Consider the following 14,077-nt stretch of genomic DNA (forward strand, 5'->3'; position numbering starts at 1 on the left):
GTGAGAGGCGACCGCCCCGGCAGGAGGAAGGTTCGGAAGGTCAGCGGGTGCGGACGTCGCCGCTGACGCTGCGGGCGCTGACGTGCAGGTCGCGACCGCCGCTGACGGTCACGTCACCGGAGACGCTGTTGGCCCGCACGGTGCCGGACGCGGCGAGCGTGGCGTGGACGTTCACGTCGCCGGATGTGGTGACCAGCTCCGCGCTGTTGCCGCTGTACAGGTCCACGGCGATGTCGCCGGAGACGGAGCGGGCCGCGATCTGCTCGGCCACGCGCCACACGGTCAGGTCACCGGAGGTGGTGGTGGCGGTCACGGCGCGGGCCCCGTCTACCTGCAAGTCACCAGAGGTGGAGCGGAACTCCAGGCGGTCCACCTCACCGTCCACGACAGCGTCAGCGGACTGGGAGACGACCGCGAGCGAGGAGTTCGCCGGGAGCGAGACCCGGGCCTCGATCTCGCTGACCCGGGTCACGGTGTCCGTGCCACCGCCGGTGACGACGCGGCCGTTGATGATGGTGATGCCGGTGACCGATCCGTAGACCGTGCCCATGCTCTGCGTGATCCGGTTGCCCCGGACGCTCTGCATCATCACGTTGCCCCGGATCGCGGGAACCTCTACCGCGATGGTCTGCCCGTTCTCGGTGATGCGGGCCGCGTTGACCACGTCGGCGGCCGGGCCCGACGTGTCGGCGGTGTGCAGCGTCACCCGGGCGTGGGTGAGGCTGTCGAGAACCTGTACGTGCACCCTGCCCATCGGCAGGTCCAGCCCCAGAACGACCGGGCCGGTGGAGGTGGAAACGAAGGTGCGCTCAGTCATTGCGGATCTCCCTGATTCGCGAAGGACGGAGCCGGGCAGTCGCGGTCTTTGGTGAGAGACGACCACCCGGCAGGAACGTGCTGAGCGAGCCGCGCCCCCGGAACCCGGAGCCACGGCGACCGCTCGTCAAAGACGAGTGGTCATGGCCGCTGACGCCCCCGAAGACGGAGGCGCCAGCCGCCAAAATCACTCGTTCTTGGCACACTGTTCAGTTTTCAAGGACCAGTACTCCCAGCCCGTTGGCGTGCGACAACGTCGCCTTCCCAGGTCTTCCGGCTGGTGCGTGACACTGCGGGTTCGCTCGGCTCCGCCGGTGCAGGCGGGCGTTGGAGCGATGAAGAACATGTAGTACGTGTTCCTCATCATGCAGAGACGGATTCGCCCCGTCAAGCCTTTCGGCCCTTCGGTTCTGTGAGTCCCTCGCTGTCGATGTGCTCCAAGCTTGTCGCCAGCAGCGAAGACGATCGACCCCGCACCTGTACGACCTGTGCACGACTTGGCTACCTTGAAGTCGTCCCAAGTCGTCCCAGCCCGGGGAGAGTTCGGCATGGCGAATGAAAGGCTTCGCGGCGCGATCGTCGAGAACGGCATGACGCTCGATCAAGTGGGCGCGCGATTAGGAGTGTCAGCGAAGACAGTTGAGCGCTGGATCGGAGACCCGAAGCGCAAGCCCTATCGGCGCTTCCAGTACGCCGCGGCCTCGCTGCTGCAATGCGAAGTGTCCTACCTGTGGCCGGAGGAACGGACATCAGCAGAGGTCACTGAGGCGGGCAACGCGGAGCTGATCAAGCTGTATCCCCACAGGTCGGTCGTGCCGAACAGGCTGTGGTCGCAGCTTTACGCGCAAGCGCGCGAGCACTTCGACGTACTCGTCTACTCGGGCTTCTGGCTCACCGAGGACCCCGCGTTTCACAGGATCGTCAAGGAGAAGTCAGCGGCCGGCGTACGCGTCCGCTTCATGCTCGGTGACCCGGATAGTCCCGCCGTGGCCGTGCGGGGTGAGGATGAGGGCATCGGTCCCGCCATGGCCAGCAAGATTCGAAACGCCCTCATCAACTACGGCTCGCTCTTCGGGCTCCCCGGAGTCGAGTTCCGGCTGCACAGCACGACGCTCTACAACTCGATCTACCGGGCCGATGAGGAGATGCTGGCCAACGGCCATCTGTACGGGGTCGGGGCGTACATGGCCCCTGTGCTGCATCTTCAACGCGTGCCAGGGGGCGAACTGTTCGATGCGTACGCTGAGAGCGTCGAACGGGTCTGGGAGTCAGCCAGGCCCATCTCTTCACCCGCCGATTGCGGAGGTCTGCACGCGTGAGCCGAATCGACTATTTCCGCGACCCGAACGCCCCTGCGGCCAACTCCGTCGTGCCGTCGGTCACGGCAGTCGTCCGCGACGATGACGGACGGCTTCTGATCATCCACAAGACGGACAACGACCTGTGGGCGCTCCCAGGCGGCGGCCATGACATCGGTGAGAGCATCAGCGACACGGTCGTACGGGAGGTGCTGGAAGAGACAGGCATAACCGTCGAGATCGACAGCGTCGTGGGGCTCTACACCAACCCTGAGCACGTCTTGGCGTACGACGACGGAGAGGTGCGGCAGCAATTCTCGATCTGCTTCCGGGCCCACCCGACCGGCGGGGCTCTGCGCACCAGCAGCGAGTCGAAAGAGGTCCGTTGGGTTGACCCAGCAGACCTCGATGACCTGAACATCCATCCGTCGATGCGGTTGCGCATCCGGCACGGCCTGGACGACTCCCGACAGCAGCCCTACATCGGCTGATGGCCAGCAGCCGCCGCGGCTAGGCGATTCTCCACCCTGTCGGCGGCGGCGTAGATCTCAGGCGCTGCCCGTTGGATGAATCGGCCAACGATCGTGTCGGGACCATAGCGCTGCACGATCTCACCAATCCGATCGGCAGGCGTGGTCTGCTCCCCGTCCGGCGTGGTCGTCATGTCACAGAACACCAGCGCGTCAACCAGGCCGGGACGCTCCAGCTCGAACTCACTCTCAAGCTCATGCCGGATGCCTCGTTCCTCAGCCTCCAGGAGAGCGCAGGAGTGGTGGGCCACGAGCCGCACGACCCGTTCGTCGGCCCCTTCTTGGTCACGAAGGAAGCGCGCCCCGTCCAGGGGATGAAAGCCGGTGGTGGCGATGCGCGGCGAATAGCCAATGTCGTGCAGCACTGCCGCCGCTTCCAGCAGTTCGGCATCGTCCCCCAGGATCGGGCCCAGCGCACGAGCACACTTAGCCACCCCTAGAGAGTGCGCCCACCTTCGAGGCAGCGGTTCGGCCAGCAGTGACTCGGCGGTTGCATACGCCCACTCATTTAGTCCCATGGCGGCCAAGGCTACGACCGGCCGGCGGTCGTCGGGAGAGCGCGCACCGTGCGCCCCTTGCCGTGCACTGTGGCGAGCAATCCGGTTCCCTCCATGTTGGCGAGCACGCGACGCACCGCCGTGCGCGATACGTCGAACCGTGCGCAGAGCTTGGCTTCGGACGGGTACGTGTCGCCAATCGCGAGAGCGTCCTCAGCGATCAAGTCGGCCATCCGCTCAGCGAGAGAGCGGCGGTCCCCCTCGCGGGCGACACGCCAGCCAATCCCGGGCGCGGACTCAAGAGCCCCTTCTGCTTCGAGCACCTTGAGTGCACGGCGGATCGTGTTGCGGGCGACACCGTGCGAGCGCATGAGGTCAGCCTCAGATGGCAGGGGGCCAGTGATCTCGCCCTCTTCGATCCCCTTCCGCAGTGCCTCCGAGATGACCAGGTAGGTTCCGCGCGGACTGGCCTCCGACACTTCGTCTCCTCTCGCATCGCTCCGTCGCTCGCTGCCAAGGGTCCCACGGTCACCAAGGCCCGTGGAGAGGGTGGTCGCACGGCCGCTCTTCGTGTGAGCGCTCCGTCTCATTCAGCTCCGCTCGTTGTCCTGGTCTTTGTCCAGTGCACCCCCGCACGCCTCCGTACACCGTCGTACGCGTACCCCGCCCCACCGGCTTCGCGCACTGTCGCGAACCCCCCTGAACGGCCATGCGGACAGTTGGAAAGCGTGTTGGGGGCAACCCCTCACGAGTTCGAATCTCGTATCCTCCGCCAGTGCCTCACCGGGCACGATGTCGAAGGGCCCCACTGTTCGCAGTGGGGCCCTTCGACGTTGCCCGTCCGGGACGGCTCGCACGAGGACGGGGCACGCGTGGATGTGCGCCCCGCCACCAAGGCCTTTCGCCCATGCCCGAGAGTTGCGCGACGCTGTTGCCCGGTCTCGACTCCGGCCACCCATCAGCCGAGCTCCATACCGATATGGCTGAGCGCCCTCCTCACCGTCCTCGTGTTCCTCACAAAGGTGGTTCCTCCGGCTGGCGGGGGATGCGGATCGGGTCCGTGGGGCGTAACGGGCGGCGCCTGGTGGCCAGTTGGGCCGGCTCGGTCGGGTGGTTGCGCGGGCCGCGCTGGCGGGGCGGGGTGCCGGTCAGGAGGGTGCTCGAGCGGTAGAGGTACTGCACCTTGATCCGCAGGGCCCAGGGGTCGATCGGTTTGATCAGGTAGTCGGCGACGCCCAGGTGCAGGGCCTGCGCGGCCATCTCACTGTCCTGGCCCATTCCCGTCACCAGCACGACGGGTATCAGCTGCGTCTGGGTCAGGCGGCTCAGATAGCGCGCGACGTCCAGGCCGCTGACGCCCGGCATCACCACGTCGAGGACCGCGACCGCTATCCCCCCGTGCAGCGCGGCCTTGAGGGCGGCGTCCCCGCTGGTCGCGAGCTCCAGTGGATACCCGAGCGGCGCGAGGATGCTCTCCATGGCGAACAGGTTGTCCTCATGGTCGTCGACCAGTAGCACCTTCATGTCCGCGGACATGGCCCCATCACCTTCACTCGGGAGCGCCGGATAGGCATATGCCCGTTCGCGGTCGCTCGTACGCAGTCGAGGAGCACCCCGGTCGCGTGCATGTGGGGAATGCACATGTGGCGTGCACGTGCCGGACCGTCCGCACACGGTCGCAGGCCGGCTTGTGTGGTCCGAATTCTCGCACCGGGCGGCCCGGAACATCAGGGTGTCGACAGTGCCGCTTGTCCGCGTCCCTTGGCGGCACGGGGTGCCGACACGCAAGTGCCACTGGCCCATGTCCCGCCCCACTAACCCCTATGGGTGAACCGTTGCCCGTGCGTCCCGCCCTCCGACGCGGGGCGCGCGGAAACCGTCAGGGCCGCAAGATCGGGTTCCCCCGGTCATATGCACCGGGGATCTTGCTGGTCTGAACCACCTTTCACCGTGCGGAACTTGATCCGTTCCAGCCTCCAGAATGACCGGATGATGATCCCGTCATCCCCTTTCGTGCGGTACGCGGCCCCGTGTGGCGCACGGTGAACGCACTCGCCACCACGGCCCGCGACCGGTCGGCCGCCCTCACCCCCGCGGTGATCGGCGCCGCTCTCGTGCTCGTCGCCGGCTGGCTGCTCCTCGCCGTCGTCCCCGGCGCCCTGGACCAGGAGCACGCCTTCGTGGCCGCGGCCGCCTGTCCGGTGGCCCAGGCCTCGACCGAGTGCAGGCACACCGTCGCGGCCACGGTCACCTCCGCCGCGGCCGACCACAAACACCGCTCGACGTACTACTGGCTGGGCTTCGGCCACGTACAGGACGGGCCCGTCGCGCTGCCGGGGCGGCTGAAGACCGGGCCGCTGAGGTCCGCCGCGGCCGGCCAGGCCCCCGCCGTGGCGCCGCGCCGCGTCAAGATGGACGGCCGAACCCCGGTGTTCGCCGCCGTACACCCCGGCACCGCGCTCCAACTCACGTACTGGCGCGGGGAGATCAGGTACGTCGACTTCCAGGGGATGCGCCAGTACACCGTGGCCGATCCGCGGGGCGGCTACCGCCTGCCGTTCGCCGCGGCGCTCGTGCTGCTGTCCGTGGGAGGGGCGTGCCTGCGCGCCGCGTACTGCTCGGTCCGCAGCGCCGAGTCGTCCGCGCACGAGCGCTGGCGGCTCACCGTGCCGCTGGCCTCGGTGCTGCTGATCTCGTGCTTCGCCTTCGGTACGCCGTGGGTCACCGGCGGGGTGCCCACCGCCCTGCTGCTCACGGCGGTCGGGGCCGTGCCGGTGCTCGCCGGTGCCGCGTGGCTGACCCACCGCCACCACCGGCGCACCACCGACACGATCAAGGTGACCCCGCTGGTCCCCCTCGGCGAGGAGTGCTTTCCCGGCACGATCCTCGGCGAAGTCCCGTACAGCCACGAGGGGTTCGGCCATCTGCTGGCCGCCCCGGGGTACCTGGCCGCCACCCCGGACCCGGCGGGCCGGATCGTCCGCCGCCCCGTGCCCCGCACCCTCACCGCCGTCCGGGTGCGCCCGCCGTACTGGACCGACCCCGGCCCCCGGCCCGCCCCCGGCGCCCAGGTCGTGGAGTGCCGGGACGGGGCGACTCCGGTGTATGTGGTGACCGAACCGCATTACACCGCATGGGTGTTGGGGGCGCTGAAGCGGCCCGCCGAGTCCCCTCAGCGGGCCGGTGCCACGGCGCGGAGGCTGTAGCGGGACCACACCATGACGCTGGGCGTTGGGCGCCCTTTTGGGCGGGGCGGTCCATGGGGCCCCGCGCCCATATGTGGGCTGCCGCTATATCCCGAACGGTGCCGGGTAACGGATCACCCCGGTCGGCGCCCCTGCCCCGTCCGACCGCAGCCGGAGCGCCATCATCGCCTCGTCCGGTACGTCGAAGGGGGCCCGGATGCCGAATCCGGAGGCTTGGGCGAAGCCGAAGCGGGGGTAGTAGTCCGGGTGTCCCAGTACCAGGACCAGGTCCTCGCCCAGCTCCCGCGCGGCGTCGAGCGCGGCCCGCACGACGGCGGAACCGGCACCCGTGCGCTGGTGGTCGGGTGCCACGGCGACCGGCGCGAGGGCCAGCGCCGGGGCCTCGCCGACCAGGCAGCGGGTGAGCAGGGCGTGGCCCACGACCGTGCCGTCAGGAGCCTCGGCCACCATCGACAGGCCCGGGATCCACGCCGGGTCGGCGCGCAGCGCGTCCACGAGGTCCGCCTCCTCCTCGGAGGGGAACGCGGCCAGGTTCACTGCACGCACGGCCGGGATGTCCTCGGGCCCCTCGGGCCGCGTGGTCCAGGTGGTGCCGGACGACACGTGCGGGGACGCCGTATGCGCGGACGATGTGTGCGGGGCTGACGTACGCGAGGCCGACGTAGGCAGCGCTGACGTAGACGGCGACACCGGGTGGGCCGGGCACACGTCGCGGGGCGACGGGTCCGACGACAATCGCCCCGGGGACGACTGGTCCGACGGTGACGGATCGGATGGTGACGGGCCGGATGGGGACGGGCCGGACGATGGCAGGGCGGTCGGTGACGGGTCGGGGGACGGCACGGGTGAGGTATCCATATGCGGCCGATCGTTCCATTTGCCCCTGCCCGGGGCGAGTGATTTTCGGCCCGCCGAGCCCGGGCCCAAGCTGGTGGGCGCAGGCCGTCGAGCTCGGCAGGTACCGGTGAGGCCGGGCCCGCGGGCCAACGCCGGGCCGGTGGGGCCAGGCCGGTGGCCCTACGCCAGGCCGTTGGGGGGGCCAGTGGGCGCACGCCGTCGAGCCCCGGCAGGAGCCCATGGGGCCAGGCCCGTGGGGCCGGGTCGGGGGCCAACCCCGGGCCGGGCCAGCGGGCCCAACCCGGGCCGCTGGGCCGCCGCGCCGGTCAGTCGTCCGGGACCTCCGCCGGGCAGCTCGTGCCCTCCTTCGGCACCGTGCCGTTCGTGAAGAAGGCGTCCGCCTTGGCGCGGATGCACTGGGAGGCCGAGTACGCCCCGTGCCCCTCGCCCTCGTATGTGACGAGCACACCCGAACCGAGCCGTTTCGCTGTGTCCTGGGCCCATGGGTACGGCGTGGCCGGGTCGCCCTTGCCGCCCACGACCAGGATCTTGGGCGCGCCGGGGTGGTCGATGCGGCGGATGTAGTCGGTGCCCACCGGCCACCCCGCGCAGGCGACGGCCTGCGCGGCCGCTCCGGTCCCGAAGTACGGGGATTCCTGGGTGAGTTGCTTCCGTACGGTGTCGAACTCCTTCGCCGGGTCGGCCGGGCGCTCCGGGTCGTCCGCGCAGTTGATCGCGAGCAGCGCCTCGCGCGAGTTGTCGGTCGCGGGCGTGTCCTCGGAGGCATCGGTGAGCGAGGCGAGGACGGTGGGGTCGCCCTCCTGAAGGAGGGCGGCGATCCCCGCGGACAGCGTGGGCCAGGCGGCCTGGCTGTAGAGCGCGGTCCGCACCGCGCTCAGCAGGTCGTCGCCGGTGAAGTCCTGGTTGTCGGCGCCCGTGACGGTCCTGCCGTCGGCGAGCTTCGCGACCGCCTGGTCGAAGGTCGCCTTGACCTCGGCGGGCGTGGTGCCGAGCTCGCAGTTCTGCTGGGCACAGCCCGCGAAGAACGTGTCGAGGGCCTGCTGGAAACCCTTGGTCTGTGCGAGGACGTCCTGTTCGGCCGAGCCCCGGAGGGTGTCGACCGCGTCCAGGACCATCCGCCCGGTCTTCTTCGGGAACTGGCTCGCGTAGACCGCGCCGAGCCGCGTCCCGTACGAAATCCCGAGGTAGTTGAGCTTCTCGTCGCCGATCACCTGGCGCAGTACGTCCATGTCGCGGGAGGCGTTGATGGTGCCGACGTGGTCGAGCACCGGGCCGGTCTTGCGGTGGCAGGCCTCGGCGATCCGTTTCGCCTCGGCGACGGCGGCGGCGCCCGAGCCCGGCGCGTCCTGGCTCTCGCCCTCCAGCCGCGCCGGCTCGTCCTCGCCGCCGCAGCGCACCGGGGAGCTGCGCGCGACCCCGCGCGGGTCGAAGCTCACCAGGTCGTAGTGCTTGGCCACACCATCGGCCACGGCCCGGAACGCGGCCAGCCCGTCCACCCCGGACTCGCCGGGGCCCCCGAAGTTGAAGACCACGGAGCCCTTGCGGTCGCCTCCGTGCGCGGCGGTCCTGAAGCGGGCGACCGCCAGCGCTATCGCGCCCTTGCCGAGGTCCGCGTAGTCGACCGGCACGCTGAGGGTGCCGCACTCCATCTCCCGTACGGAATCGAGCAGTTCACCGGTCTGGCCCTCCGTGGGCTTGCAGGGTTCCCAGCCGATCTTCTGCTGGTAGAACCTGCCCAGATCCGGCTCCGGCCCGGCGGCGCGGGTGACTGCCGCGGGGCCGATCAACGCCAGCGCCGCACCGGCGCCGGCCGCGATCGCGCGTCGAGCGAGCATCGACTCACCCTTTCCGGAAGCCTAGCCCCCCGATCAGGCTAGACACCGCCGCCGGAACCCGCGCGCCGAGCCGTGCTCACGCTCGGTAGCCATGGGCGGTTTCCGTCAGCTGCTCGGCGCCCGGTCCGCCAGCCACTGGGCGAAGTCGACGGCCCCCTGGGCGTGGGGGTGGGCCGAGGCGAGGCGTCCGGCACGCAGGGCCCGCCCCATCCGGCCGGGGACGGGGGCGGACAGAAGGGCGGCCCTGCGCGCCGTGGTGGCGCGCCAGGTCCTGGCCAGGGCGTGCAGATCGGTCCGCTCCGGGCCCGCGGCCTCGATCCGGCCGTTGCGGGGGACGGCCTCGGCCGCGTCCGCGACGGCCCGGGCGGCCTCCGCGGCGGCCACGGGCTGGACGATCACCCGCTTCGACGCGAACACGAAGCGGGCCCTGGCCGTCGCCGTGAACACGCCCGCGATCAGCTCGTGGAACTGGGTGGCCCGCACGATCGTCCACGGCACCGGGCCAGCCGTCACCGCGTCCTCCTGCGCCGTCTTGACCTTGTAGTAGGGCATCGGCACCTGGTCACAGCCCACGATCGACACGCACACATGGTGGCCCACGCCCGCGGCGCGCTCCGCCGCGAGAAGCCGTCGCGTGCCGTCCACGAGGGTGGCGCGCATCGTGCGCGGGGAGACGGAGTTCGCCGCGTCGACCACCACGTCGCAGCCCCTGAGCGCGGCTTCCAGGCCCTCGCCCGTGGACAGGTCGACGGGATACTCGGCCGACCTGCGGCTCAGCACCCGCACCCGGTGTCCGCGCGCCCGGAGCTCGTCCACGACATGGTGCCCGAGCGTGCCGGTGCCTCCGGCGACGGCGATGTCCAGAGTGGTGTCGCCATCCATGGGGGCAGCATCCATGGCATCGCCAGCGTTGGTGTGGGTGGGCTCCATGGGGGTCGGCTCCATGGGGGTCGGATCGGTGCGGGTCGGCTCCGTGCGGGTCGGCTCTACGGCGTCCTGGTGGTGGATCGGGTTCCGGTTCTGGTCCTGGTGCTGGTTCTCGATGGGGTTCATGCCCAGAGGACGGGACGGCCTCCCGGTCTGTGACAGTCGGGCGGCCCGATGAGGCGCGGCGATCAGATCCGAGATCCCCGGCTCAGCTCTGGCGCCCCGGGCCCGGGGTACGGCCCGCGCCCGGTTCCGGCGCTCACGTGTGGAGCGAGTCCGCCGCCTCGCTGTGGCCCTCGGGCTCCAGCTGGATCGTGGAGTGGGCCACGTCGAAGTGGTCGCCGACGCAGCTCTGGAGCCGGGTGAGCAGGGCCCCGTACCCGCCGTCCAGGGCCGCCTCCTTCACCACCACATGTGCGGTGAGAACAGGCATCCCGGAGGTGACCGTCCAGCCGTGCAGATCGTGTACGTCGACCACACCCGGCTCGTCGAGGAGGTGGCGGCGCACCTCGGCGAGATCCACGTCGTCGGGGGCCGCCTCCATCAGCACGTGCAGGGCGTCGCGGAGCAGCCCGTACGTCCTCGGCACGATCAGCAGCCCGATGACGATGGAGGCGATCGGGTCGGCTGCCTGCCAGCCGGTGAACAGGATGACCAGACCGCCGACGATCACCGCGACCGAGCCCAGTGCGTCGCCGAGCACCTCCAGGTAGGCGCCGCGCAGGTTGAGGCTCTTGTCCTTGGCGTCCTTCAGGAGCCACAGCCCGACGAGGTTCGCGGCGAGCCCGCCCACCGCGACGGCGAACATCAGGCCGCCCTTGACCTCGACCGGCTCGCTGAAGCGGCCGATCGCCGACCACAGGACCCAGACGAAGATCGCGGCGAGGAGCAGCGCGTTCAGGACCGCCGAGAAGATCTCGACGCGGTAGAAGCCGAAGGTGCGGCGGGGTGTCGGGGCCCGCTGGGCGAGGGTGATCGCGCCCAAGGCGAGGGACACCCCGACCGCGTCGGTGAGGCTGTGCGCGGCGTCGGCGAGCAGCGCGAGGCTGCCGGACAGGAGCGCGCCGACCACCTGGATGAGGGTGATCGACGCGCTGATGCCGATGGTCCACAGGAGCCTCGCGCGGTACGTGCCGCTGAGCGTGCCCGACGCGGCGGAGGGAGCGCCGTGGTCGTGCCCCATGCGCGCCTCCTCATGCTGGGTATGGGCCCCGCACATCAGAGGATCACGAGGTGTGGCCTCCCGCCACTGTGGGGACGGGTGCGGCGGATGATCCCGGTGCGGGTGCGGCGGGCACCCCCGGTGCGGATGCGGCGGATGACCCCGGTGCAGATGCGGCGGGCGCCCCCGGTGCGGGTGGGGCGGACGGGCCCGGGACGGTCGCGGCGGACGAACCCGGGACGAGTGCGGCGGACGGGCCCGGGCCGGGTGGGGTGGGGGTTTCCGGGACGAGGGCGGGGAGGGTCTCCGGGACGGCCGCGGGAAGGCGTACCCGGTCCGCCGAGGTCCCGGCTCCTGTGGGCCGCATCCACAGCGGGACGGCCCTTGCCTGTGCGGCCGCCACATGTGCGGAGTCACCATGGGGCAGCACGTCCGGGAGGTGCTCGTCCTTGTAGCGGCGCACCGTGACGTGCCAGTTCGCGATGCCCGCGATCCAGTCCTTGAGTTCGGCCACATAGGTGTCGAGGGCCTGACGCCCATCCGCGTCGAGCCCGAAGTCCTCGCACAGGACGGGCAGTTCGTGGTCGATGACGTGCTGGAACTGGCGCAGCCGCGAACGCATCAGGTCGTCGACGATGCGCACGGCCGTCGGATAGTCGCAGTCGAAGAAGTTCTGGACCACCAGGACCCCGTTGTGCAGCTCGCCCTCGTACTCGATCTCCTTCCGGTAGGAGAAGACGTCGTTGAGCAGACAGCAGTAGTCGGCCGCCGCGTTCTCCAGGCTGCGCAGGGGCGCGCTCTCGTGCACCCCGGGCGGCAGTTGGCCCGCGTGCCGCAGCCGGGACAGGGCCATGGTGAAGTCGGAGCCGAAGGTGAGGCGGCGCATCTCCACGTAGTCGACGGGGTCGGGGATGCGGTGCTGTGCCTGGTTGTGCAGCTCCCAGAGCCAGCTCTCCAGCATGGCCGCCACGGAACGGCGCAGATCCGCGCGGGCATCCAGGGGCATCGGCTCGGCGGTGCGCGCCCACAGGTCGGCGAGGCCTCGCTCCATGGGGGTGCGCGCTCGCGGGAGGGCGGCCCGGGGCTCGTCGACGGGCATGCACGCCAGGAGCCGATCGTTGTTCGCCCGCGCCCCCGCCAGGTTGTGTGAACGCCCGTACACCAGCGGGTAGTAGTCGTCGCCGTACGTGCCCCAGGTCAGCCACTCGGCGCTGAGTTCGAGCTCCTCCGGTGTGGCGTCGGGGTCGAGTCCGGCGGAGCAGAGCGCGAGGTCGTAGGCCGCCAGCTTGTCGGCGTCCCAGATGTCGTCGAGCAGCCCCACCCGCTTCGCCCAGTCGATGGACAGCTCATGTGCGCGGCCCACATGAGGGCTGAGCGTCAGTGGGTACGGCACGTCGAGGTCGGGCAGCAGGGACGGGCCGACCTTCTGCATCGGTACGTGCGTGAAGCTGCGCAGGCGCGCCTCGGCCGGGCGCCCGAACAGGGTCGTGACGTCGAGCGCCGAGGTGCCGAGCACCCCCGCGAAGAGGGGGGGCCCGATGACGGCGTCCTCGTTCATGTAGCGGCTGGAGCGCATGTGCCACTCGTGGCCGCCGGACTGCCAGTCCTGGAGTCCCTTGACGTACGCCGCGACGCGCGCGTATTCGTCCGGCGCGAGGCCCATCTCCGCGCACAGCGCCGGGACTTCGGTGAGAGCGGTGTTCTCGAACTGCTGGAGCCGCGAGGTCAGCAGGTCGTTGACGGCCTCGGCGGCCTCCTGGGTGGTGCAGCCGAGGAAGGTCTCGAGTACCAGGACGCCGTTGCTGAGTTCGCCCTCGTCCTCGACCTCACGCTGATAGGAGAACAGGTCGTTGCGCAGGTGGACGGCGTCGGCGAAGGCGTCCGTGAGCACGCGCAACGGCCTCGATCCGGCCACCGAGGAAGGGAGTTCGGCGTTCGCCGCGTACTCGATCAATCCGGCCGACCAGGGGGCGCCGCCCACCTTGCGGCGCATCTCGATGTACTCGACGGGGTTCGCGATCCGCCCCGTGTTGATGTTGGCGAGCTCCCACAGCGACTCGTTGAGCAGGTTGCGGGTGCTGATGGCGAAGCGCTCGCGCCACGCCTGCGTCATCGTCACGACCGTGCGCGCCCACAGGTCGGCGAGGCCCGCCTCGACCGGGTTCGTCGCCTCGGGGAAGCCGTCGGCGAGGTCCATCGGCATGAAGGCGGGCAGACGGTCGAGGTACTCCTTGCCGCCCTTGCGGTCCAGGGACCGTTTGAACATCTCCAGGAAGTGGTCGTCGAAGAAGAAGACCCACACGTACCAGTCCGTGACCAGGGCGAGCTGTTCCGGGTCGCAGTCGGGGTGGGTGTACGAGCAGAGCAGCGCGTAGTCGTGCGCGTCGAGGTCCTCCGACCGCCAGACGCCGGACCCCTCCAGCATGCCCATGTCCCGGGCCCAGGCGCGGGAGTGCGCCCTGGCCGACTCCAGGTGGGGGTTGAGCCGGGCCGGATACGGCAGATAGAAGTCCGGCAGGACGAAAGGCTGGCTCACTGCGGTGGCCCCTCCTGGTGCGCACATGATGGACCGCCCCGAACTACCCAGCGCCCAGGGCGCCATTCGGGATCCGTACGCCTGTCATACGAAAGCGTGAGTCGATTCGAAATGGGGTGCCTGGGGCCGGGGGTGGTGGGGTCCAGGTCGCCAGGCGGGCCTCCGCACGCCACGTGGACTCCCGCACCGCTCGCGCGAACCCCGCACCCTGTGGCCGCACCCATATGTGCCCCCACCGCATGTGCCCCCGCCACACGGGTCCGCACCACATGTGTCCCGGGTGTCCGCGTGCGGCGTGGTCGTCGTCCGTCGATCATCTAAGACTTGTCCCGTAAATGATCTTTGTCGTGCTGGTTGACCTGCGTCTTCCTTGGTCATCCGGCCATGGTGAGGTTGTGCAGGCGGGCGATGC

12 protein-coding genes are annotated in these 14,077 nt (G+C 70.3%); 3 read left to right on the plus strand and 9 right to left on the minus strand.

The window, feature by feature from the left end; translation table 11 throughout:
* Positions 1–40 precede the first annotated feature (40 nt).
* Positions 41–817: a DUF4097 family beta strand repeat-containing protein gene (locus AC07F3_RS37930; RefSeq protein ID WP_479119376.1), complete on the minus strand. Its 777-nt coding sequence runs from the start codon at positions 815–817 to the stop codon at positions 41–43.
* Between the two features lie 547 nt (positions 818–1,364).
* Between AC07F3_RS37930 and AC07F3_RS37935 the strand changes: the two genes are divergently transcribed.
* Together AC07F3_RS37935 and AC07F3_RS37940 are read left to right on the plus strand one after the other, a co-directional pair.
* On the plus strand, positions 1,365–2,135 hold the full coding sequence (locus AC07F3_RS37935) for an XRE family transcriptional regulator (RefSeq protein ID WP_479119377.1): 771 nt from the start codon (positions 1,365–1,367) through the stop codon (positions 2,133–2,135).
* Entirely contained in the window at positions 2,132–2,605 is a 474-nt protein-coding gene (locus AC07F3_RS37940; RefSeq protein ID WP_161244328.1) for an NUDIX domain-containing protein, read from the plus strand. Before AC07F3_RS37935 ends, AC07F3_RS37940 begins: the two co-directional genes overlap by 4 nt.
* Here AC07F3_RS37940 and AC07F3_RS37945 read toward each other — a convergent pair.
* The 3 genes from AC07F3_RS37945 to AC07F3_RS37955 form a co-directional block, all read right to left on the minus strand.
* Positions 2,593–3,162 carry an HD domain-containing protein gene (locus tag AC07F3_RS37945; protein WP_479119379.1) on the minus strand — a complete coding sequence of 190 codons (570 nt, stop codon included), beginning with the start codon at positions 3,160–3,162 and terminating at the stop codon, positions 2,593–2,595. The genes AC07F3_RS37940 and AC07F3_RS37945 overlap by 13 nt on opposite strands.
* An 11-nt stretch (positions 3,163–3,173) precedes the next feature.
* Positions 3,174–3,620: a GntR family transcriptional regulator gene (locus AC07F3_RS37950; protein ID WP_362601733.1), complete on the minus strand. Its 447-nt coding sequence runs from the start codon at positions 3,618–3,620 to the stop codon at positions 3,174–3,176.
* Positions 3,621–4,155: 535 nt separating this feature from the next.
* A complete protein-coding gene (locus AC07F3_RS37955; RefSeq protein WP_479119380.1) occupies positions 4,156–4,677 on the minus strand; it encodes a response regulator in 522 nt (173 codons plus the stop codon).
* 506 nt (positions 4,678–5,183) lie between these two features.
* On the opposite strand from AC07F3_RS37955, the gene AC07F3_RS37960 reads away from it, so the two are divergent.
* Positions 5,184–6,347, plus strand: coding sequence for a hypothetical protein (locus AC07F3_RS37960; RefSeq protein WP_479119382.1), 1,164 nt, complete (start codon positions 5,184–5,186; stop codon positions 6,345–6,347).
* An 84-nt stretch (positions 6,348–6,431) separates the two neighbouring features.
* On the opposite strand, the gene AC07F3_RS37965 is transcribed toward AC07F3_RS37960, so the two are convergent.
* The 5 genes from AC07F3_RS37965 to AC07F3_RS37985 all read right to left on the minus strand — a co-directional run bounded on the left by AC07F3_RS37965 (position 6,432) and on the right by AC07F3_RS37985 (position 13,665).
* Positions 6,432–6,950, minus strand: a complete 519-nt coding sequence (locus AC07F3_RS37965) for a GNAT family N-acetyltransferase (RefSeq protein WP_479119383.1) — start codon at positions 6,948–6,950, stop codon at positions 6,432–6,434.
* A gap of 560 nt (positions 6,951–7,510) precedes the next feature.
* The gene (locus AC07F3_RS37970; RefSeq protein ID WP_479119384.1) at positions 7,511–9,040 is read right to left on the minus strand and encodes an alpha/beta hydrolase; all 1,530 of its coding nucleotides are present in this window, start codon (positions 9,038–9,040) and stop codon (positions 7,511–7,513) included.
* Between the two features lie 105 nt (positions 9,041–9,145).
* A complete protein-coding gene (locus AC07F3_RS37975; RefSeq protein WP_479119385.1) occupies positions 9,146–10,093 on the minus strand; it encodes an SDR family oxidoreductase in 948 nt (315 codons plus the stop codon).
* 133 nt (positions 10,094–10,226) lie between these two features.
* Positions 10,227–11,150, minus strand: coding sequence for a cation diffusion facilitator family transporter (locus AC07F3_RS37980; protein ID WP_479119387.1), 924 nt, complete (start codon positions 11,148–11,150; stop codon positions 10,227–10,229).
* A gap of 43 nt (positions 11,151–11,193) precedes the next feature.
* Positions 11,194–13,665 carry a terpene synthase family protein gene (locus AC07F3_RS37985; RefSeq protein ID WP_479119388.1) on the minus strand — a complete coding sequence of 824 codons (2,472 nt, stop codon included), beginning with the start codon at positions 13,663–13,665 and terminating at the stop codon, positions 11,194–11,196.
* Positions 13,666–14,077 lie beyond the last annotated feature (412 nt).

Source organism: Streptomyces sp. NPDC045846 (genome assembly GCF_056431605.1).